Source organism: Alkalibacterium sp. AK22, assembly GCF_000585255.1.
In the GTDB taxonomy this organism is placed as follows: Bacteria; Bacillota; Bacilli; order Lactobacillales; family Carnobacteriaceae_A; genus Alkalibacterium.
In genome coordinates this window covers 150,273-173,215 of the sequence record NZ_JANL01000008.1, presented here as the reverse complement: position 1 = coordinate 173,215, position 22,943 = coordinate 150,273, and the positions used below count along the sequence as shown (strand labels likewise).

General features: G+C 45.1%; 18 protein-coding genes. 17 read left to right on the top strand and 1 reads right to left on the bottom strand.

Annotated elements, in window-relative coordinates:
- Window positions 1-284 precede the first annotated feature (284 nt).
- The 16 genes from ADIAL_RS01975 (at window position 285) to pnp (ending at window position 20,036) form a co-directional block, all read left to right on the top strand.
- Window positions 285-923 (top strand): helix-hairpin-helix domain-containing protein, encoded by a 639-nt coding sequence (locus tag ADIAL_RS01975; RefSeq protein ID WP_034299370.1) that lies wholly within the window; start codon window positions 285-287, stop codon window positions 921-923.
- 87 nt (window positions 924-1,010) lie between these two features.
- Window positions 1,011-1,487, top strand: a complete 477-nt coding sequence (locus ADIAL_RS01970; protein WP_034299368.1) for a ComE operon protein 2 — start codon at window positions 1,011-1,013, stop codon at window positions 1,485-1,487.
- Between the two features lie 28 nt (window positions 1,488-1,515).
- Window positions 1,516-3,834 carry a DNA internalization-related competence protein ComEC/Rec2 gene (locus ADIAL_RS01965; protein ID WP_034299365.1) on the top strand — a complete coding sequence of 773 codons (2,319 nt, stop codon included), beginning with the start codon at window positions 1,516-1,518 and terminating at the stop codon, window positions 3,832-3,834.
- A gap of 14 nt (window positions 3,835-3,848) precedes the next feature.
- Window positions 3,849-4,901, top strand: coding sequence for a DNA polymerase III subunit delta (gene holA / locus ADIAL_RS01960; RefSeq protein WP_034299362.1), 1,053 nt, complete (start codon window positions 3,849-3,851; stop codon window positions 4,899-4,901).
- A 174-nt stretch (window positions 4,902-5,075) separates the two neighbouring features.
- On the top strand, window positions 5,076-5,327 hold the full coding sequence (gene rpsT / locus ADIAL_RS01955; protein WP_034299360.1) for a 30S ribosomal protein S20: 252 nt from the start codon (window positions 5,076-5,078) through the stop codon (window positions 5,325-5,327).
- Between the two features lie 92 nt (window positions 5,328-5,419).
- Window positions 5,420-7,405, top strand: a complete 1,986-nt coding sequence (gene uvrB / locus ADIAL_RS01950; RefSeq protein WP_034299357.1) for an excinuclease ABC subunit UvrB — start codon at window positions 5,420-5,422, stop codon at window positions 7,403-7,405.
- Window positions 7,406-7,757: 352 nt separating this feature from the next.
- A complete protein-coding gene (gene pyrR, locus ADIAL_RS01945) occupies window positions 7,758-8,294 on the top strand; it encodes a bifunctional pyr operon transcriptional regulator/uracil phosphoribosyltransferase PyrR (protein WP_034299354.1) in 537 nt (178 codons plus the stop codon).
- Between the two features lie 244 nt (window positions 8,295-8,538).
- Window positions 8,539-9,456 carry an aspartate carbamoyltransferase catalytic subunit gene (locus ADIAL_RS01940; RefSeq protein ID WP_034299352.1) on the top strand — a complete coding sequence of 306 codons (918 nt, stop codon included), beginning with the start codon at window positions 8,539-8,541 and terminating at the stop codon, window positions 9,454-9,456.
- A gap of 19 nt (window positions 9,457-9,475) precedes the next feature.
- Entirely contained in the window at window positions 9,476-10,759 is a 1,284-nt protein-coding gene (locus ADIAL_RS01935; RefSeq protein WP_081757612.1) for a dihydroorotase, read from the top strand.
- Window positions 10,752-11,843 carry a carbamoyl phosphate synthase small subunit gene (locus tag ADIAL_RS01930; RefSeq protein WP_034299349.1) on the top strand — a complete coding sequence of 364 codons (1,092 nt, stop codon included), beginning with the start codon at window positions 10,752-10,754 and terminating at the stop codon, window positions 11,841-11,843. The genes ADIAL_RS01935 and ADIAL_RS01930 overlap by 8 nt, the downstream gene beginning before the upstream one ends.
- Window positions 11,836-15,021, top strand: coding sequence for a carbamoyl-phosphate synthase large subunit (carB, locus tag ADIAL_RS01925; protein WP_034299347.1), 3,186 nt, complete (start codon window positions 11,836-11,838; stop codon window positions 15,019-15,021). Before ADIAL_RS01930 ends, carB begins: the two co-directional genes overlap by 8 nt.
- Window positions 15,022-15,043: 22 nt before the next feature.
- Window positions 15,044-15,976, top strand: coding sequence for a dihydroorotate dehydrogenase (locus ADIAL_RS01920; protein WP_034299344.1), 933 nt, complete (start codon window positions 15,044-15,046; stop codon window positions 15,974-15,976).
- Window positions 15,966-16,691, top strand: a complete 726-nt coding sequence (gene pyrF, locus ADIAL_RS01915; RefSeq protein ID WP_034299341.1) for an orotidine-5'-phosphate decarboxylase — start codon at window positions 15,966-15,968, stop codon at window positions 16,689-16,691. The genes ADIAL_RS01920 and pyrF overlap by 11 nt, the downstream gene beginning before the upstream one ends.
- Window positions 16,684-17,310: an orotate phosphoribosyltransferase gene (pyrE, locus tag ADIAL_RS01910; RefSeq protein WP_269317483.1), complete on the top strand. Its 627-nt coding sequence runs from the start codon at window positions 16,684-16,686 to the stop codon at window positions 17,308-17,310. Before pyrF ends, pyrE begins: the two co-directional genes overlap by 8 nt.
- Window positions 17,311-17,446: 136 nt before the next feature.
- Window positions 17,447-17,716, top strand: coding sequence for a 30S ribosomal protein S15 (gene rpsO / locus ADIAL_RS01905; RefSeq protein WP_034299335.1), 270 nt, complete (start codon window positions 17,447-17,449; stop codon window positions 17,714-17,716).
- 211 nt (window positions 17,717-17,927) lie between these two features.
- Window positions 17,928-20,036, top strand: coding sequence for a polyribonucleotide nucleotidyltransferase (gene pnp, locus ADIAL_RS01900; RefSeq protein WP_034299332.1), 2,109 nt, complete (start codon window positions 17,928-17,930; stop codon window positions 20,034-20,036).
- A gap of 66 nt (window positions 20,037-20,102) precedes the next feature.
- Here pnp and ADIAL_RS01895 read toward each other — a convergent pair whose 3' ends face one another.
- Window positions 20,103-21,080 (bottom strand): biotin--[acetyl-CoA-carboxylase] ligase, encoded by a 978-nt coding sequence (locus tag ADIAL_RS01895; protein WP_034299328.1) that lies wholly within the window; start codon window positions 21,078-21,080, stop codon window positions 20,103-20,105.
- A 175-nt stretch (window positions 21,081-21,255) separates the two neighbouring features.
- Between ADIAL_RS01895 and ADIAL_RS01890 the strand changes: the two genes are divergently transcribed.
- Window positions 21,256-22,938 carry a ribonuclease J gene (locus tag ADIAL_RS01890; RefSeq protein ID WP_034299325.1) on the top strand — a complete coding sequence of 561 codons (1,683 nt, stop codon included), beginning with the start codon at window positions 21,256-21,258 and terminating at the stop codon, window positions 22,936-22,938.
- The last annotated feature ends 5 nt before the right edge of the window (window positions 22,939-22,943 follow it).

Genomic DNA, 22,943 nt, shown 5'->3' with positions numbered 1-22,943 from the left:
TGAAAAACGCTGCATAAAAAAGAAGAGAACCGCTAAGTTCTCTTCCTTAGATTCTATTGACCAACACGATTTGACAAAGAACCGAAATAGTTAGGAGAGGTGGAGATGATCCGCCTCTCTTTTTTAATATTGAAGTAGAGCACATAAAGCGTACCTGATATATTTCTTTACTGACGCCAAGTTGATTCCTTTTCCCAGCTTCACGGATATTTTTTTGCTGATCTGATGAGTTTTTATTTTTTTGGATAATATTTATATACAGGGAGGAGGGAAAGGAGTATCTATTGAAGTGGATAAAAACTAACAAAGCGATTGCAGCTGTATTCCTGTCTGCTTTGATTATGCTGCTGGTCGTAGTGTTTGTCAGGGCAAAGGAAAATGTCTCTGTCGAGATTGAAAAAGAGTGGACGCTAGAACAACTGCTTGAAGAAACTGCTGAAGAAGAAAGTGTGACAGGTGGAAGCGGGGTTGCATCAGAAGGGCGTCCTTTTGAAGAAACTGTATTTGTAGACATCAAAGGAGCCGTCAGTTTTCCAGGAGTATATCAGATGCAACAGGGTCAGCGGGTTATCGATGTACTTCAGAAAGCAGGTGGCCTGCTCGAAGAAGCAGACAGTGTCACAGTCAACTTTGCTGAAACGCTTCGTGACGAAATGCTTATTTATATACCTTTTGAAGGTGAAGAACTGCTGATCTATACTCTCGAAGAAAGCGGGTCAAGCGCCGTTGCCTTAATTGATCTGAATTCAGCTACGATGGATGAACTGACTCAGCTCAGCGGAATCGGACCGGCAAAAGCTCAGGCAATCATCGCTTACCGGGAGGAAAATGGACAGTTTATGACAACTGAGGAAATCAAGCAAGTGTCAGGGATTGGGGACAAAACTTTTGAAAACATTCAGGAACAGATAACGGTTTATTGAGAAGCACGATATTGATTCGGCATTCAGGCTCTTGTATACTAAGGAAATAAGCATCACGTGTAGAAGACTGCGATTGGAGTGAATAGAATGAATGAAAGAATACCGTGGAACCAGTATTTCATGTCACAGAGTATGCTACTGTCCATGCGGAGCACTTGCTCGCGTCTGGCTGTCGGGGCAACAATCGTTCGTGACAAGCGAGTCATTTCCGGAGGATATAATGGCTCTGTGAGTGGAGATGTCCACTGCATAGATGAAGGCTGCTATCTAGTGGACGGACACTGTGTTCGAACGGTTCATGCAGAAGCGAACGCCCTGCTTCAGTGTGCTAAATTTGGTGTCAATACTGAAGGGGCCGATGTATATGTAACCCATTTCCCTTGCCTCCAGTGCACAAAACAACTCATTCAAAGTGGTATAAATAAAATCTACTATCTCAATGATTACCGCAATCATAATTATGCCGTAGAACTGCTGGATCGTGCCGGTGTTCAGACGGAAAAAATCACTGTTCCTACTGAGTTTTTCAAAAGTATCGAAGTGCTCTACGATCAGCCACTCTAATGCCAGCTGATTGTTGAAAGGCCAACTGATGTTTCCCGCCTTGCTGATGTTCTTCTATTGCCTTTTCATCCATACAGGGCAAGTGGTATATCTAATTATCGTTGGCATTGGCCTGCTCCGTCTGGTTCTAACTGGAGCCTACAGTCTGGCAGCTGCTGTAGTCGTTTTGCTGCTGCTTTTATTCACAGTTGATGCGGCTAGCACGAGTGACTATAAAAACACGGATACAACATACCATCTGATTGAAGTAAAGCAGACCAGCTGGACAGTTGACGGCAATCAGCTGAAATTTCACGGGCGTCTCTGGGAAGAGGAAGAATATGTTCAGTTGGCTGTAAGCTACCGGTTTGATACTGAAGCAGAGAAGGCAGCCAGCCTGACCCCGCCGCTTCATCTGATAGCAAAAGGTCAGCTGACTTTTCCTGAAGGCCCAAGAAACATTAATCAGTTTGATTACCCGGCTTATCTGTCTAGGAAAAATATAGTTTGGATTCTCAGAGCTGATCAGCTCAATTTTCTGAAAGATACCAGTCTGCCCCAAAGCTTGTTATACCGGTTAGACAGTAAAAGGCAGCAACTTTTATCTTATTGTGATCAAGCTTTTAAGCCAGTGACTGCCCGGTATGTAAAAGCGCTGCTTTTTGCTGACAGAAGAGAGTTGTCAAAAGACGTGACCGCTTCTTTTCGCCAGCTTGGTCTGCTTCATTTACTTAGTATATCTGGCCTGCATATCTCCTTGTTTCTGGCTGTTGCTGAGCTTGGGATGAAAAAATTACGTATAACAGTAGAGTCGAGTGGATTGGTTCTCTTGCTTTTGCTGCCAGTCATTCTAGCTGCTGCCGGCATGGGGGTCAGTGTGATGAGAGCTGTGACACAAGCGTGGACAAAATACCTGTCAGATGTATGTAAATGGGAACTGACAGCAGGAGATTGCTGGAGCGCTGCTTTAATGCTAACCTTGCTGCTGAATTCTTCAGCTTTTTATTTTGTAGGCTTTCAGCTTAGCTTCTCATTGAGTTTGTTAATTCTGCTGATTTCAGCTCAAACTTTTTACCAGCAGGCTACTCATCTTGTCCGGTTTATAACATTGAATATCCTGCTGTTCATAGCCAGTATTCCTGTGTTGAGCTATCATTTTTATGAGTTTTCCTGGGGGGTGCTGCTGCTCAACAGTCTCTATATCCCTATATTGTCATTTATCATTATGCCGGGTTTGCTGTTCTTTTTCTTTATCTCACCGTTGCTGTTTTATAGCAATGTGTTTATGACTGCCGAGCATCTGTTTGCCGAGCTGCTGATATTGATGGAGAGATTGACGCTTTTCATTGACTCTTCTGTATCGCTGATGTACGTGAGTGGAAGGCTGCTTCCTGTCGTGACACTGTTGTGGATAAGTCTGATGATTTCTGGGCTTGTTTATCTTGAAAAAAAAGGATACGGACGGCTGCTCTTAGTTTTCTTAGCTGGATTCTGGATCCTGCTTCAAGTCAATCGCTATTCCCCTCTAGGAAGGATAGTCATGATTGATGTAGGCCAAGGAGATGCTGTTCTGATCAAAGAGCCGTTTAATAGGGGGAATCACCTGATCGATACTGGAGGCATTATGATTTGGCAGACAGAAGAAGACTGGCAAGAAAGAGCTGACCCCTTTACACTGGGAGGAAACGTTCTGGTTCCTGTCATAAAAAGTATGGGAGTACCGGAGCTTGATCATGTGATTATTACGCATCCCCATTGGGACCATTATGGTGCTCTTAAAGAGCTGACTGAAGGAATCAAAGTAAAAAAGGTTCTAACTAATCATTACACTTTGAAACATCCGGATTTTATCAAGATGCTGACTGGACTCAAAGATCAGTCCATCAAGATTGAAAGTACCGACGAGGCAGGCAATGGCCTTGTACCAGCACCAGCGGGAATGAAGGTTCTGACAGATGATTTGCCAGCAAGTGCTGGTAGCAATGATCGGTCTCTGGTTTTAGCGGGTAGCTTCGGCAGGAATCGTTGGCTGTTTACAGGCGATATTGAGTCGGACAGGGAAGATGCCTTAATGCGTCTCTATCCAGACTTGAGGGCGGATGTTCTTAAAGTTGCCCACCATGGCTCTCACACTTCCAGTAAGGACAGCTTTATCAGACAAGTGCAGCCCACTTATTCGCTGATCTCAGTGGGAGCAAACAACCGCTATGCACACCCCCAGCAAGAGGTACTGGAACGGCTGAATCATTACGGCAGTGTAATTTACCGTACAGACAACCAAGGTGGTGTGATATATACTTATGCTGATCACCCGCTTTTCGACTGGTGGATCAGGCAAAGAGAACCATTTCAAACGATTATTCAATAATAGGAGATATCTAAATGAAAAAAGCAGCAGCACAAATCAAGTCTATCACCAGTCAAGAGCTTAAAACCTGTTATTTAGTTTGGGGCACAGAAGACCTGCTGATTACGCAGACGATTCAGGCGTTTGAGCAGCGAATGAAAGCAGACAAGGAAGACGCTCTTAACACCTACCATTTTAATCTGAAAGAGGCATCGATAGAAGATATTGTTCATGAAGCAAAAAGCCTGCCCTTTTTTGGTGAAAAAAAACTGATCATCGTTCATGACAGCTATATTTTGACAGGAAAGAAAATCACAGGGAGCCTTTCACATAATCTTGAGCAGCTGGAAGATTATTTGTCTGACCCGTCAGATTTTACTGTGATCGTCTTTGTAGCTCCTTATGACAAACTTGACAAGAGAAAAAAAATAACCAAGCATCTGCTTAAGCAAGCAGAGGTCATTGAAGCTGAAGCATCTAAGCAGGGAGAAGTGGAAGCATTCCTGACAGAATTTTTTCAGAGCCGAGATTTACGAATAGAGAGAGAAACTCTACAGCATCTGTTGCAGCTGACAGACTGGAATTTGACCAGAGCAGCAGGCGAAGCCGAGAAGCTTGCACTGTATCACGGAAATCAGGCTGACATCACAGTGGACGCGGTAGACCGCCTCGTATCCAAATCTCTCGAGCAAAATATTTTTGAGTTGAATGACCGAGTATTGAATCGGCAGGTAAGAGCATCAATCGAACTATATCAGGACTTGCTGACGCAAAAGGAAGATCCAATCAAAATATTAGCCCTTATGATAAGCCAGTTCCGCTTGCTTCTTCAGGTCAAAATTCTTAAGAGCAAAGGATATCAGCAGTCGGATATTGCCGCTATCCTTAAGGTGCACCCTTACAGGGTAAAGCTGGCCCTTCAGAAAGAACAGAAATTTGCGCAAAGTATTTTGTCCGAGGCCCATCATATGCTGATAACGGCTGATTATGAAGTGAAAACGGGGCGCTCCAATCCGGAAATGGCTGTTGAGCTGTTTATCATGCAGTTTGCAGGCTTAAATCCCACACCAACAAACAGGCACCTCTAATGGGGACCCTGAATGGATTAAAGAAAAGTTTTCATTGAAATAAACGCCTGTGTGTTGTAAAATGGGGAATGTTGAATAAATCAACTTATATGGTCGATAAATATTGTGTACAAGTAAGCGTGCAATAGACTTGGACCCATACATTACAGATAAAAAATAAGGAGTGTTTTACCCATGCCAAACATGATCCAGACGATCAAGAGACAAAGACAAGACGTTAAAAAAAGAGCGAACAACATGAGCCAGAGAACATCTATGCGTTCAGCTAAAAAGAAATTTCTTTTAGCTGTAGAAAAAAATGAAGGCAATGCACAGGACCTGTATGTTCAGGCAGTTAGAGCTATCGATAAGGCTGCAGGCAAAGGTCTGATTCACCCGAACAAAGCTGCTAGAGACAAATCTCGTCTAAGCAAAAAGTTAGCATAATGACTAAAAAGTATTCTCACAGGACTTGGAGTCCTTGAGAATACTTTTTTTATGATAAAATAGACAGGAAACGTCAAGAAAGGGGCATATGCATGGCCGAGCAATCATTTACACTCAAATCACTCTATCAGCCGAGCGGAGACCAACCGGAGGCAATCAAGAAGCTGGTTAAAGGAATCAACAGCGGTCAGAAAGAACAGGTGCTGCTGGGAGCTACGGGCACGGGTAAAACCTTCACGATGTCCAATGTCATTCAGCAGGTAAATAAGCCGACACTGGTTATGGCACACAATAAAACACTGGCTGGACAACTGTACACTGAATTGAAGGAGTTTTTCCCTGACAATGCCGTTGAATATTTTGTCAGCTACTATGATTACTATCAGCCGGAAGCTTACGTTCCATCCACCGATACGTTTATCGAAAAAGATGCCAGTATCAATGATGAAATAGACAAGCTGAGGCACTCAGCTACTAGTGCATTACTGGAACGTCGAGATGTCATTGTGGTTGCCTCGGTTTCCTGCATTTATGGACTGGTCAATCCGAAAGATTACGAAGAGCATGTTCTATCACTGCGTTCAGGCATGGAAATCAGCCGGGATGCTCTGCTTAGAAGGCTGGTCGAGATGCAGTTTGAACGAAACGATATTGACTTTCAGCGTGGCCGTTTTCGGGTCCGGGGAGATATCGTGGAAATTTTTCTGGCTTCGAAAGAAAGTGAAGCAGTCCGAATTGAAATGTTTGGTGACGAAATAGACCGGATAAGAGAAGTAGATGTACTGACAGGAGAAGTGAAAGCTGACTTGTCACACGTCGCTGTCTTTCCAGCGACTCACTTTGTATCCAATGACGAGCAGACCCGCTCGGCAATCGAATCGATTCAGGTAGAACTTAAAAACAGGCTGGAAGAACTGAATCGAGACAATAAGTTACTTGAAGCGCAAAGACTGGAACAGCGAACAAATTACGATATTGAAATGCTGATGGAAATGGGCTATTGTTCCGGTATAGAAAACTACTCCAGACATATGGATGGCAGACAACCGGGCGAAGCACCATACACATTGTTAGACTTTTTTCCAAAAGACTCGCTCTTCATCATCGACGAATCGCATATCACCATGCCCCAGATTAGAGGTATGTACAATGGGGACCGGGCTAGAAAGCAGCAGCTGATTGATCACGGTTTCCGGTTGCCCAGTGCCCTAGATAACCGTCCACTGCGGCTTGAAGAATTTGAAGCTCGTGTACCTCAGATTAACTATATTTCGGCTACACCTGCTGATTATGAGATGGACCGTTCAAGTCAAATTGTTGAGCAAATTATCCGACCGACCGGCTTACTCGATCCAATCATTGAAGTACGCCCGATAAAAGGTCAGATTGATGATCTCATTGATGAAATTAATGACCGAATCGAAAAAGAGGAAAGAGTCTTTATTACGACGCTCACCAAAAAAATGGCTGAGGATCTGACTGACTACTTGAAGGAAGTCGGGATAAAAGTTGAATACTTGCACTCCGACGTCAAGACCCTCGAACGGACTCAGATTATAAGGGACTTACGTATAGGGAAATTTGATGTGCTGATTGGAATCAACCTCTTACGTGAAGGTCTGGACGTTCCCGAAGTGTCAATGGTCGCTATTTTGGATGCAGACAAGGAAGGTTTCCTCAGAAGTACGCGTTCGCTGATTCAGACCATTGGTCGGGCTGCCCGTAATGAAAATGGACGGGTCATCATGTATGCTGACCGGATTACGGATTCAATGAAACAGGCTATGGAAGAAACAGAAAGACGCCGGCAGATTCAGGAAGAATACAATACAGAGCATGGAATCACGCCGAGAACAATTAAAAAAGAAGTCAAAGATCTTATCCGAATCTCCACCGTTGTTGACGATGAAGAAAAAGATTTGTCAGAAGAGATGGTCAAACAGTTGTCACGTGAAGAAAGACGTCAGCTGATCGAAACAATGGAACTGGAAATGAAAGAGGCAGCCAAGGAGCTCGACTTTGAAAAGGCGGCCGAGCTGAGAGACGTTGTTATGGAACTAAAAACTAAGTATGCATAAACATTCAAGGAACAGGTTGACATTTAAGACATAAAGCTTTAGAGTTAATTTAAATTAAATAAAAGTCCTTTAAAAGATAGTCCAGAGAGGCTAAGAAGGAGCAGCAGTTTACCGGAACTTACCAGAGAGTAACAGACCGGTAACATATGAACAGTACCGATGGTTATGACCAGCAGGCCTGTTTGTATCCTATTTGACCTGGTTGAAGCGGAAGCACTCTTATTCTTTTAAGGATAAGAGTGCTTTTTTCATGCAACGGGAACAATGCCGTTCTTTGGATACTTTTGTTTGATTGAACTGACTGCTAGCTATGCTGACAGTCAGTAACCATTTCACGGTGAGGAGAGAGTTCATGCAAAACAAGCAGTCAATAGAGGTAGTCAACGAGGATGCAATCCGCCGGACGCTGACACGGATGACTTATGAAATCATTGAGCGCAATAAGGGGATAGAAAAACTGGTCCTTGCCGGGATCCAGACCAGGGGGGCAGTCCTTGCCCGCCGAATCGCCCGTCGAATCACTGAGCTGGAGGGAGTCAGCGTTGAGGTGGTAGATCTCGATACCCGCCCTTACAGAGACGATAGTGATGGAGAATTTACACTGGAGCCGGCTGAAGCAGCAAAGATCAATACGGTTGATCAAAAAAGGGTCGTGATTGTGGACGATGTTCTCTACACAGGCCGTACGATTCGGGCGGCACTAGATGCGCTGACGGATCAGGGACGTCCCGAAAAAATAATTCTGGCTGTCCTCATTGACCGGGGAAATCGGGAGTTGCCCATTCGTGCAGATGTCGTTGGAAAGAATCTTCCCACTTCACAGGAAGAGCGAATCCAGGTCTGCCTGAGTGAAACCGATGGCAAAGAATGTGTAAACATAGTCAAATAGTAATGAATGCAAGTAAGTGAACTTTAACTGAAGTCCCGAGAGGCGCAGAAGGTCACAGGAAAAGGAATACAGATTATGTCAGGGAACAGAAGAATCAGCTGCCGTTATAGGTAGATTTCTTTCTGAGCCGGCAGTTTTTACTGGTATCCGCTAATTTCCCAAAGACCCGACGCCCATACTAGGCGCCGGGTTTTTCTATACTGTTGATCTTTCAGGAATGATTCGATAAACCAGGAGGGCTTAAATGAAGATGTTGAAAAACAAAACAGACCGCCACTTTGTATCATTAAGTAATTTTAGTGAAGGGGAAATCATGCAGCTGATTGAAACAGCGTTGCGCTACAAGAACCAGTCGGAGAGAGAGCCCTTTTCTGACCGATACGCTGTGAACTGTTTTTTTGAAGATAGCACTCGAACGCATAAAAGTTTTGAAATGGCTCAGAGAAAGCTGGGGATGCAGGTGATTGACTTTCAACCATCGACTTCTAGTGTGAAAAAGGGAGAAAGTCTCTATGATACCGTTCTGACACTTCAGGCTATCGGAATCGATGTGGTCGTGATCCGGCACAGTGAAGAAGCTTATTATGAAAAGCTGATTAGCAGTCCTTCGATACACTGCTCTATCATCAACGGAGGAGACGGTGCCGGCCAACACCCCAGCCAGTCTCTCCTTGATTTGATGACAATCTATGAAGAATTCGGAACATTCAGAGATCTTGAGATTGCTATATCAGGTGATATCAAACATTCAAGAGTAGCACGCAGCAACATGCAGATTTTAAATACGCTTGGCGCCAAGGTTTTCTTTACTGGACCGAAAAAGTGGATGGCGGACGACTGCGACACATTTGGAAGCTATCTATCCATCGATGAGCTGATTCCGAGAGCAGATGTCATGATGTTTTTAAGAGTTCAAAAGGAACGGCATTTGCCGGACATTTCCCAGACAGATGCAAAAACGTATCTCCAGACATACGGCCTCACTCCACAGCGTGAAAAGCAGATGAAAAAGCAAGCGATTGTGATGCATCCGGCTCCGGTCAACCGGGGTGTTGAAATTGCTGATGAGCTGGTTGAATGCAGCCGGTCCAGAATCATCAGACAAATGGAGAATGGTGTATTTGCAAGAATGGCCATTATTGAGTCAGTTCTAAAAAAATAGAGAAGAGGAGTGGACAGGTGTGTCGATTTTAATTAAAAACGCAAAAGTAATCAAATCAGATGGAGAATTGATCATGACCGATATTTTTATAAAAGAAGGAATTATTCAGTCAATTGGTCATTCATCTGACGCTTCAGTTCAAAAAGTGGTAGATGCTAAAGGTAGACTGGTTACCCCCGGACTCATTGATGTTCATGTCCATCTGAGAGAGCCAGGATATGAGTACAAGGAAACGATTACCAGTGGATCCCACGCGGCGGCTCGAGGCGGTTTTACGACCATCTGTGCGATGCCTAATGTCGACCCTGTTCCCGATACTGCAGAACATATGAAAGCTATACTGGATAAAATAAAGCAGGATGCTTGTGTCAAAGTCAGGCAGTATGCACCCATTACCAGCAGACTAACCTCAGATGAGCAAACCGATATGGCTGAGCTTCAGAAGGCTGGAGCCTTTGCTTATACAAATGACGGTGTGGGTGTTCAGTCGGCCCAGACAATGTACTTGGCGATGCAGGAAGCAGCCAGGTTGAATGCATCGATTGTAGCTCATACAGAAGATAACAGTCTTTTATTTGAAGGCGTCATGCATGAAGGCAAGAAAAATAAAGAACTCGGTCTACCAGGTATGTCTCAGTTGACTGAATCCACTCAGATTGCAAGGGATGTTCTGCTGGCAGAGGCAACCGGTGTCCACTATCATGTCTGTCATGTCTCTGCCAAAGAGAGTGTCAGAGTAATCCGTGAGGCAAAAAAAGTCGGTATCAGAGTGACAGCTGAAGTCACTCCACACCATTTGCTGCTGTGTGAAGAAGACATCCCTTTTGACACGAGTCTGTATAAAATGAATCCGCCACTGCGTGGACGAGAGGATCAGGCTGCTCTGCTTGAGGCCCTGAAGGATGGGACCATTGATCTGATTGCCACTGACCATGCACCGCATAGCGACGAAGAAAAATCCGGTTCTATGATTGGCTCACCTTTCGGCATCGTCGGCAGTGAAACAGCCTTTTCTCTGCTGTATACGTATCTGGTTCAGCCAGGTCACTTAAGCCTTCAGGAGCTGATTGAAAAACTGACAACAGAACCGGCCCGAGTATTCCAGTTGACGGGGGGGCATTTAAGTGTTGGAGAACCAGCCGACTTGGCTTGTTTTGATCTGGAAGAAGAGACAGTAATAAAAAAAGACGGTCTGCTGTCAAAATCATCCAATACTCCTTTCCTAAACTGGAGAGTCAAGGGCCGCACTGTGTTTACAATGGTCGAGGGTGAGATTGTATATGAGGAGGACAAGCATGAATAAACGAATACTTGTGTTGGAAAACGGAGAGGTTTTTAAAGGCAGAGGTTTTGGATCTACAAAGGAAACGATAGGTGAGGTAGTCTTCAATACTGGCATGACAGGGTATCAGGAGTCGATCACAGATCAGTCTTACAATGGCCAGTTGCTCACCTTTACTTATCCGCTTATAGGCAATGCAGGTATCAACCGCGATGATCACGAATCTATTTTTCCGACAACAAGAGCAGTGATTGTAAAAGAGTATGCCCGACGGCCTTCCAACTGGAGAAGTCAGATGAACCTGGATGAATTTTTAAAAGAAAAAGATATACCCGGACTGGCAGGCGTTGACACAAGAAAATTGACACGAATCATCCGTGAATATGGGGCGATGAAAGCGATATTGACAGATGCGCATAAGAATATCCCCGATCTCCTCAAACAGCTCAAAGAGGTCAGACTGCCCTCTAATCAGGTAGCTCAAGTGTCGACGACAACGCCCTATGTCAGTCCGCAGAAAGGACGACGTGTCATTGTGGTCGATTACGGACTCAAACACAGTATTTTGCATGAACTCAATAAACGTGACTGCCACGTCACCGTCTTGCCTCATGACACTCAAGCAGAAACGATTCTTAACCTGAAGCCGGATGGAGTAATGCTGACGAACGGCCCAGGGGATCCCAAAGACTTGCCTGAAGCACATGACATGATCCGCCAAATTCAACCTCATATTCCGATATTTGGTATCTGCCTTGGCCATCAGCTGATAGCGCTGGCTAATGGAGCAGATACATTCAAAATGGCTTTCGGCCACCGTGGATTCAACCATCCGGTCAGGGAAATTGCAACCGGACGGATTGACTTTACTTCTCAAAATCACGGTTACGCAGTGGACGAGCTGTCTTTGAACAAGGAAAATCTGAGAGTAACCCACGTAGAAATCAATGACGGAACAGTAGAAGGACTGAGACACCGGCGTTATCCGGTATTCAGCGTGCAGTATCACCCGGATGCTGCACCGGGACCACATGACGGTGCAGAGCTCTTTGATCAGTTTGTTGAATCAATGGATGCGTGGAAGGAGAATAGAAACAATGCCTAAAAGAGAAGACATCAAAAAAATCGCTGTGATCGGATCGGGACCAATTATTATCGGGCAGGCTGCAGAATTTGACTATGCCGGGACACAGGCATGTGTGGCTTTGAAAGAGGAAGGATATGAGGTGATCCTCATCAACTCAAATCCAGCTACAATCATGACAGATAAGGAAGTGGCGGACAAAGTGTATATTGAACCACTGACCCTGGACTTTGTTTCGCGCATCCTCAGAAAGGAACGTCCTGACGCCTTACTTCCTACGCTTGGGGGACAAATGGGGCTGAATATGGCAATACAACTGGACAAGAGCGGATTACTGGAAGAACTTTCTGTAGAGCTGCTAGGAACCAGACTGGAAGCTATTCATCAGGCAGAAGACCGTGATCTTTTCCGTGAACTGATGCGGGAGTTGAATGAACCGGTGCCAGAAAGCGATATTGTGCATACTACTGAACAGGCTTTGAACTTTGCCGAAGAGATCGGTTATCCTGTTATAGTCCGGCCGGCCTTTACGATGGGAGGGACCGGTGGAGGCCTGTGTGACCATGCTGACGAGCTTAGAGAAATCGTATCAAATGGACTGAAGCTCTCGCCTGTCGGCCAGTGTCTGATAGAAAGAAGCATTGCTGGTTACAAAGAAATCGAATACGAAGTGATGCGGGATGCAGCAGATAATGCAATGGTCGTCTGCAATATGGAGAACTTTGACCCGGTAGGGATTCATACAGGAGATTCAATCGTTTTTGCACCGAGTCAGACACTGACCGATAAAGAGTACCAGCTGCTGAGAGACGCTTCGCTTAAGATCATACGGGCGCTAGGCATCGAAGGCGGCTGCAATGTCCAGCTGGCTCTTGACCCTGAGAGTTTTAATTACTTTATTATTGAAGTCAATCCGAGAGTGAGCCGTTCGTCAGCTTTGGCCAGTAAAGCTACAGGTTATCCGATTGCAAAGCTGGCCGCAAAAATTGCTATCGGTCTGACACTAGATGAAATAAAAAATCCGGTCACTGAAACCACGTATGCCCAGTTCGAACCCGCTCTTGACTACGTGGTTGCTAAAATCCCCCGCTGGCCTTTCGACAAGTTTGAAGCCGGGGACCGGACGCTTACCACACAGATGAAAGCAACAGGTGAAGTCATGGCCATTGGACGCACCCTTGAGGAAAGTCTGCTCAAGGCTGTAAGATCTCTGGAAATTGGAGTCCACCATGTCGAGCTTCTGGGGCTAGAAAAGCTTTCTGATGACAAGCTGATCAAAAAAACTGTCAAAGCTCAGGACGACCGGCTATTTTATCTAGCTGAAGCCATTAGACGGGGGTATCCCATCGAAGAACTGTCGGCACTGACCGGCATTGACCTGTATTTTCTGGATAAACTGCTGCACATCGTGGAAATTGAAAAAGAACTGTTAAAACATCCGTGGGATACAGATATGCTTTCCCAGGCCAAACGTTACGGCTTTTGTGATATCAAAATTGCTGAAGCCTGGAAGAGTAAGGAACAGGCGGTTCGTACCTACAGGAAGGATAAGAAAATAGGACCTGTGTACAAGACAGTCGACACGTGTGCAGCGGAATTCGAGTCATCGACTCCATACTTTTACAGCACGTATGAGGAGGAACAGGAAAGTCAGGTAAGTGATACCGACTCAATCTTGGTCGTTGGATCGGGACCAATCCGTATCGGTCAGGGGGTCGAATTTGACTATGCGACCGTGCATTCAGTTAAGGCTATTCAGGAAGCGGGCTACGAGGCTATCATAATGAACAACAATCCCGAGACGGTGTCAACGGACTTTTCGATATCCGACAAGCTTTACTTTGAACCTTTGACTGTTGAAGACGTCATGAACGTTATCGAACTGGAAAAGCCAGTCGGGGTTATTGTACAGTTTGGTGGGCAGACAGCTATTAACTTGGCAGAACCACTAAGTAGACGAGGAGTAAATATTTTAGGCACTACAGTGGAGGATTTGGACCGGGCGGAGAACAGGGATAAATTTGAAAAAACTCTAAAGGAACTGAAAGTCAGACAACCTGAGGGCGGAACAGCCTTTACTGAAAAAGAAGCCTTGGCTGTAGCCGAATCAATCGGTTATCCGGTCCTAATCCGGCCCAGCTATGTTCTCGGTGGTAGAGGGATGCAGATTGTGGATAATGCCGTTGACCTGTCCGCTTACATGAATGAGGCGGTCAAGCTGTCTGCTGAGCATCCTGTTCTGATTGACCGCTATCTTATCGGCGAGGAAGTGGAAGTAGACGCCATCTGTGACGGAGAACAGGTTCTGATCCCAGGTATCATGGAACATATCGAGCGGTCAGGTGTCCATTCTGGAGACTCAATGGCCGTCTATCCGCCTCAGCACCTGTCAAAGGAAGTGACTGAAACAATCATCGACTATACACAGAAGTTGAGTCTGGGTCTCAATTGTCTGGGGTTGATGAATATTCAATTCGTTGTGTGTGAAGGAATGGTCTATGTCATAGAGGTCAATCCGAGAGCCAGTCGTACGCTTCCTTTTTTAAGTAAAGTAACCGGCATACCGATGGCTCAAGTAGCAACACAGGCCATTTTAGGCCGAACAATTAAAGAACAGGGATATGAGCCGGGGCTGTTTACACCTTCGGACATGGTTCATGTCAAGGCGCCTGTCTTTAGTTTCTCTAAGCTGCACAAAGTCGATGCATCCCTTGGGCCAGAAATGAAGTCGACGGGCGAAGTTATGGGCAGTGATGCAAACTTGGAAAAAGCACTTTACAAAGCATTTGAAGCTAGTGATATGCGCTTGCCAGATCATGGCAACGTTCTGTTCACTGTTTCGGATGAGGATAAGCAGGAAGCAGCAGCGCTGGCCTGTCGTTTAACAGAAATCGGGTATTCAATTACAGCGACAAGCGGGACTGCCGCCGCCTTCAAAAAAGCTGGAGTTTTCTGTCAGGTGATTCAAAAAGTAGAAGAAGACAAGGACAAAGAAGACAACATTGTGGATCTGATTATGGCCGGGGGAGCTGATCTGGTCGTCAACACGATGGGACGAAACGTCAATGCTATGCAAAACGGTTTTGCTATTAGAAAGTCAGCGATTGAACGCGGGGTTCCACTGATGACCTCGCTGGATACTGTTTCAGCCATTATCAGTGTACTGGAGTCTCAGACATTCATGACAGCAGCACTATAATACGACTTGGAGGACAATCAATATGACGACACGATTATCTGTAACACTGCCCGGACTAAAAATGAAAAATCCGGTTATGCCTGCTAGCGGGACCTTTGGATTTGGAGACATGTACCATGACCTTTATGACTACAATCATCTAGGTGCCATCGTCGTAAAGTCGACCACCCTTGAGGCAAGAAAAGGAAATGAAGACCCTAAATATCACCCGCTACCCAGTGGGGCGCTGAATGCTGTGGGTCTTAAAAACCCTGGAGTTGATGCTGTGGTCAAAGATAAACTTCCTCGCCTGCAAACTTTTGATACACCAGTTATCGGCAGTGCGGCAGGTTCATCGGAAGATGAGTATGTACAAGTAGCAGTTCGGCTTGCAGAGTCCGGTCTGATCAATGCACTGGAATTGAATTTATCCTGTCCGAATGTTAAGGAAGGTGGCTTGACGTTTGGAGCAGATCCGCAAGTTGTCCAGAAGATAATCAGACAAGTTAAACAGGCTGTGAATCTGCCTGTTTATGTCAAGCTGACCCCTAACGTGACGGATGTTACTGCTATTGCTCTAGCGGCAGAAGCAGGTGGGGCAGATGGGATTAGCCTGATCAATACAGTCCTGGGAATGAATTTTGACGTCAAGACCAGGCGCCCGGTCCTGGGCAATGTTATGGGCGGTTTATCAGGGGAGAGTGTCTTCCCCATTGCGATTAGAATGGTTTATCAAGTTTCTCGAGCAGTATCGATTCCAGTTATCGGCATGGGCGGAATACAATCTGTTGATGATGCTATACAGATGTTTCTGGCAGGGGCTTCGGCAGTTGCCATCGGGACAGCTACCTATAAAAATCCGGTTGTTATGAACGAAATTATTAGGGAGCTTCCAGGTCGGTTGTCAGAACTGGGGATTGATTCCTTAGAAGAGCTGATCAGAGAAGTGAAGGAAGGGGAGATTTATGGACAATAAGCCAATCATAGCTCTCGATTTTTCGGATATATCTGAACTTGAAGATTTCCTGAGCCATTTTTCTCACGAGCAGTTAAGTGTTAAAGTAGGAATGGAGCTGTTTTACAGTCAAGGTCCACAAATCATTCAGACCATCAAGGAAAAAGAGCACGCTATTTTTCTTGATCTGAAGCTGCACGATATTCCAAATACAGTAAAAAGAGCAATGGCCAGTCTGAGCAGGATGGGCGTGGATATGGTCAATATCCACGCTGCCGGTGGACAGGCGATGATGGAAGCTGCCAGAGAAGGGGTGAAGCAGGGAACCCCTGCCGGTCAAAAAGAACCTATCCTGCTTGCAGTCACTCAGCTAACTTCGACGTCACAAGAACAGATGCGGAGGGAACAGGCGACAGCCTTGTCTGTTCGAGAAAGTGTCTTGCATTATGCCAGACTTGCATATAATGCAGGTGTAGATGGTGTAGTCTGTTCTGCGCTGGAAGCAGCAAGCGTCTGCTCAATAACAGATCAGTCTTTTCTCAGGGTCACACCGGGAATCAGGCCTGAAGGCAGCGAGAAGGATGATCAGTCGAGGGTTCTCACACCTTTTGAGGCCAAACAAGCGGGAGCCACACATATTGTAGTCGGCCGGCCAGTTATCCAGGCTCAGCATCCGTTTTTGGCATACGAAAGTGTATTCAAAGAATGGAAAGGAGAAATTTCTGATGATAACTGAACCAAGAAATATTCCGGAGGAACTGCTTCGGATAGGAGCAGTAACGGTATCGCCTAATAAACCCTTTACATGGTCGAGTGGGCTGAAAAGTCCAATATACTGTGACAACCGTCTGACCATGAGTTTTCCCGAAGTTAGAAGCCAGATTATCGATGGCTTTGTAGATCTTATACACACTCATTATCCCTCAGTGGAAGTGATCGCTGGAACTTCAACTGCCGGCATTCCTCATGCCGCCTGGATAGCTGAACGCATGGGTCTTCCCATGATTTACATCCGAAGTGAAGCGAAAGCTCACGGAAAAGGCAGACGGATTGAAGGACGGTTCGACAAGGGAGCTAAAATGGTTGTCATAGAAGACTTGATTTCAACAGGCCAGAGTGTGATCGATGCGGTTAATGCCGTTACAGCAGAGGGGGCAGACGTTTTGGGCGTGGCCGCTATTTTTACTTATGAACTGGAACTGGGAGAGCAAGCCTTCCGAGATTTGGCTATTCGATTTCAGACAATTACAGACTATTCCAGTCTGATAGAAGCGGCTGTAGAAAATAGGCTGGTGGATGAGACAGACAGGGCCCGCCTAGAAGCCTGGAAAAAGAGTCCGTCAAATTGGTCCTGACGCTTGATTTTTAATCGGATATACTGTACCATTCTTGTAGTGCTGAACTTCTCAGCACGACGACCTTTACTTGGTTTGCCGCATCACCAGCGCTTACTCAGTAACAGGATTCAAAATAGGGAAAGAGGTGGAAAACATGGCAGTATCAAAAGAAATGAAACAACAAATCATTACAGATTATGCCCGTCACGAAGGTGATACTGGATCTCCAGAGGTACAGATCGCTGTATTGACTGCTGAAATCAACGAATTGAATGAACATGCCAAGACACACAAGAAAGATTTTCATTCAATGCGCGGTCTTATGAAAAAAATCGGTCACCGTCGTAACCTTCTTGCATACTTGCGTAACAAGGACATCACTCGTTACCGTGAGCTGATCAAGAGACTTGGTCTACGTCGTTAATCCTTTTAGGAGACAGCTAGTCTGCGTTACTGCAGGTTAAGGCCCTCCGGGATAGACAAACCTATTAAAAGCGGGATTCCTAGGAATCTCGCTTATTTTATAGAAACTATTCAGCAGCTTGACAGTCTACTATGCAAAAGTGAGCCGGCATCATCCACCGCCTGCTGACTTTTGTTTAGTAGGTTAGGCTGACTGAAAAAAGGAGTTCATTATGTCAAACAAACAAGTATTCAGTACAATGGTCGGAAATAGAGAGCTGACGGTAGAAATCGGTCAGTTGGCGAAGCAGGCTAACGGAGCAGCACTTATACGCTATGAAGACACGGTCGTGCTTTCTACAGCTGTTGGAAGCAAGACACCAAGCAGTATGCCGTTTTTCCCATTAATGGTCGTTTATGAGGAGAAAATGTATTCAGTTGGGAAAATACCAGGTGGATTCATCAAGAGAGAAGGGCGTCCGTCTGAAAACGCAACACTGACTGCCCGTTTAATCGACCGTCCATTGCGTCCAATGTTTGCTGACGGTTTCAGAAACGATATTCAGATTTTCAATACAGTTATGTCTGTCAATCCGGATAATTCTCCTGAAATGTCTGCCATGTTTGGCTCTTCATTGGCCTTGTGTATTTCTGACATTCCGTTTAACGGACCTATTGCGGGTGTGACCGTCGGACGTGTAGATGGGGAGCTGATCATCAATCCGACTGAAGAAGAAACAGAAAAGTCTGACATCGAGCTGATCGTTGCCGGGACTAAAGAAGCCATCAATATGGTCGAGAGTGGAGCTGACCAAGTATCAGAAGAAGACATGCTTGAAGCCTTGCTGTTCGGTCACGAAGCAATCAAGAAGCTGGTTGCTTTCCAGGAGGAAATCGTAGAAGCTGTCGGTCAGGAAAAAATGGAAGTAACGTTGCTTTTACCTGATGCAGAACTGAAAAACGAAGTCGTCTCTAAATACAAAGACCAGATGAAAGAAGCTATTCAGATTTTCGACAAGCAGGAAAGAGCAGAAAAAACTAGCGAGCTTAAAGAAGCCATTGTTGCAGCCTATCAGGAAGAGTACAGTGACTCGACCGATCTGGATTCTGTCGTCAAAGATGTCAAGACTATCGTCGACGGCATGGAAAAAGATGAAGTCCGCCGACTGATTACAGAAGAAAATGTCAGACCGGATGGACGTAAAGTGGACGAAATTCGCGCACTGGAGTCCGAAGTATCAATTCTGCCACGGGTGCACGGATCAGGTCTGTTTACCAGAGGACAGACACAAGCCCTTTCAGTAGCGACTCTCGGTCCATTAAATGAACATCAAATTATTGATGGGTTAAGCAGTGAAGAGAGCAAACGATTTATTCATCATTATAATTTTCCGCCTTATTCAGTAGGTGAAACCAGACCGGTCAGAGGCCCTGGACGTCGGGAAATTGGACACGGTGCACTGGGGGAACGGGCTCTGTCCTATGTTATTCCTAATGAAGAAAACTTCCCTTACATGATCCGTCTAGTATCAGAAGTTCTGGAATCCAATGGTTCATCTTCTCAAGCTAGTATTTCAGCAGGGACACTGGCTTTAATGGATGCTGGGGTACCTATTAAGGCTCCAGTCGGCGGAATTGCTATGGGATTGGTGATGGACGGCGACAATTATACTGTTCTGACCGATATCCAGGGTCTAGAAGATCATTTGGGAGATATGGACTTTAAAGTAGCGGGTACGGAAAACGGTATTACAGCTCTGCAAATGGATATCAAAATTGAAGGAATCACAAAAGAAATACTGGAAGAAGCATTGGTACAGGCAAAACAGGCCCGTTTGGAGATTCTGGATAATTTGCAAGAAGCAATTTCAGAGCCGCGTAAAGAGCTGAGTAAGTATGCACCAAAAATTGAATCGATCAAAATCAAGCCGGCTCAGATTAAAGTGGTCATCGGTAAGGGTGGAGAAACGATCAACAGTATCATTGATGAAACGAATGTCAAAATCGATATCGACGATGAAGGGAATGTATCGATTTACGGTCAGGATCCGGAAGGCATCAAACGTGCCATCGAGATCATTGAAGAACTGACTGAAGAAGTAGAGGTTGGTAAAGTCTATACGGGTACAATTAAACGTATTGAAAAATTCGGAGCTTTTGTGGAAATCATCAAAGGAACCGATGGACTGGTCCATGTATCCGAACTGTCTGATAAATACATCAAAGATGTCTCCCAGGAATTCTCAGTGGGCGATGTGCTGGATGTCAAAGTAACAGAAATCGATGACCGTGGGCGTGTAAACTTGTCCCGCAAAGCGGTTCTTAACGCAGACAACGAATAATATACTGTAAAGCAGTAACAATAAGGCACCCGTCCGTTCAATCAGAACGGACGGGTGCCTTTGTTTCTACAGGTAACTGTTTTTAGCTCTCACTGAAAAATTAAGTGATGTCAGTGAGTCGGTCTCACCGTCGGCATACTTGACCAGTAGCTCTCCTCCAGAACCGATGCCTGTGACTGTTGCTGCTCGTTCCAGTCCATTGGAATGAACGGTGAGGCGTCTGTTCAGTAGAGCAGAGCGCTCCTGGCATAGACGGATAAACGAAGAAGCGTCCTGTGTGCGGATCCAGTCTGTATAAAAACGGTCAAACTGATTAAGGACAGCAGCAATCAACGGATTCGGGTCAACAGGCTTATCCCGTTCGATGAAAAGCGAAGTGGCTTTGCTGCTCAGTTCTTCACTGAAGTCAGTTGGACTAAGATTGGTATTGATGCCAATACCGACAACCAGACCTTCCAGCTTCCCCCCAGTGAATTGTGATTCTGTCAGTATACCAGCCACCTTTTTACTGCCAATAACCAGATCGTTAGGCCACTTGATTTGGCTGCCAGTTAGTTTATCGAGACCTACTGACAAGGCGGCAGCCGCTAGCTGAGTGAGAAGAACAGGCTGAACCTGGTGAATATCTGGTTTTAAAACAATCGAAAAAGCGATAGATTTTCCTGGAGCAGCCTGCCAGTTTCTACCTAGCCTGCCGCGTCCCTTATACTGATAATCAGTCAGTACAACGTCACCATGTTCATATATTGACAGATCAGAGAGTACTTGCGCATTCGTGGAAGCTGTCCGGTCGAATATATGAAGGCTACGTCCAATCTGCTCTGTGTTCAGGTGAGCCTTTAAACTGAATTCTTCAATTAAAGGGAGTGTTAGACAGCAGTTATGACTATTGATGGCAAGCGGATAGCCTTCTGTAATCAGCTCATGTAGCTGTTGGGTCACGACCGAAGAGGAAAGACCGGTTTGCTGTGCAAGCAACTGGATAGGCAGTGCATGGGGATAAGAAAGCTTTAACGCGTTTAGAACAGCTAGGGTGGTTTTCATTTCTCAGACTCCTTTTTAATGCATCAAGACGTGGTGCATCCAGTATAACGGATAAGTAGGCATTTGCCTATATCTGTGCTATACTGAATATGTTAAGCACTATTACGGCTAGGTACATAGGTGAAACAAACTATAATAAAAAATGCTTTAAAAGGCGTATCAGAGGTGGAGAAGAATGAGTAATATAAAGATTATTCCTCTTGGAGGAGTAAGAGAAAATGGTAAAAATCTGTATGTCATTGAATCAGAAGAAGACATTTTTGTTCTGGACTGCGGACTGATGTATCCCGAGGACGAACTGTTCGGAATCGATGCAATCATTCCAGATTTCAGTTATCTGGAGGAAAACAAAGATAAAATCACAGGCGTATTTCTGACTCACGGACATGAGGATGCAATCGGGGCCTTGCCGTACTTTCTGGATACGTTTAACGTGCCCGTGTTCGGTTCTGAACTGACCATTGCATTGGCGAAGTTGTTTGTTGAACAGTCTAATTTCAATTCAAACTTTGATGACTTCCATGTAATCGATGAGCATACTGAGATCGACTTCAATGGAACAACAGTCAAGTTTTTCCGCACCACGCATACGATTCCGGATTCGATGGGGATCGCTGTTCATACAGAAGAAGGAAACATCGTTTATACCGGAAACTTTAAATTCGACCAGAGTTCCCAAAACCTATATAAAACGGACCTTTCTCAGATTTCAGATCTTGGCAAGGAAGGCGTATTGGCTTTGCTCAGTGATTCTGGAGATGCAGAAAGCCCTGTAGAAAACGTATCTGAAAAGAAAGTCCAGGAAGAAGTGTTGGATACGTTTCAAAATACCAGCAATCGTATTATCGTAGCGGCTGTTGCTAGCAATATCCTCAGAATTCAGCAAGTATTAAATGCAGCCCATCAGTCGAACCGTAAAGTTTTTATCAGCGGACGCAATTTGGAAGCAATCTTGCGTAAGGCCATGGAGCTTGATAAGCTTACCCTTCCTGACGATCATCTGATTGTACCGATTGAAGAAATCGAAAAATACGGGGATGACCAAATTTTAGTTTTGGAAACCGGATCTGCCGGCGAACCCATCAAGACACTGAACCGTATGGCGACAAACAACCATGATCAGGTCAACATCAAAGAAGGGGACCTGATATTTATTGCGACAAGCCCGTCCACGGCTATGGAAGTAACGGTAGCAGAGACAGAAAACCTGATCTATCGTGCCGGTGGAACAGTTGTTAAATTGTCTAGCTTACTGAAAGCTTCTGGACATGCAACACCAAATGATCTGCAGTTGATGATCAACTTGCTGCACCCGACCTATTTTATCCCGATTCAAGGGGAATACCGCATGCTTGCGGCCCATGCTGAGCTGGCTAATGAAACAGGGATTCCGTTTAAAAATATTTTCATTTTGAGTAATGGTGATGTCGTCAGCTATGTTAAAGGAAAAATGAAACAGAGTGGACAAGTGTCTGCAGACAACACGCTCATTGACGGTATAGGTATCGGAGACATCGGAAATATTGTATTGAGAGACAGACGACTGCTGTCTGAGGACGGTATATTTGTTGCTGTCGTGACAATTGACCGCAAGAAAAAACGTATTGTATCGGATCCGCATATTGTTACGCGAGGCTTTGTTTTTGTTAAGGAAAACCAGGCGCTGATAAATGAGTCTACTGATATCGTGAAGAGTATCGTGAAGAAAAACCTCAAGCATAATGATTTTGACTGGGGTTCAATCAAGCAGGATATTAGAGAAGGTCTCAACAATCATCTTTTCAAAAAAACCAAGAGAAGACCGATTATTCTGCCTGTCATTATGGAAGTCAACCAGAATCGCCGTTTCAATCGTTAAAGCAA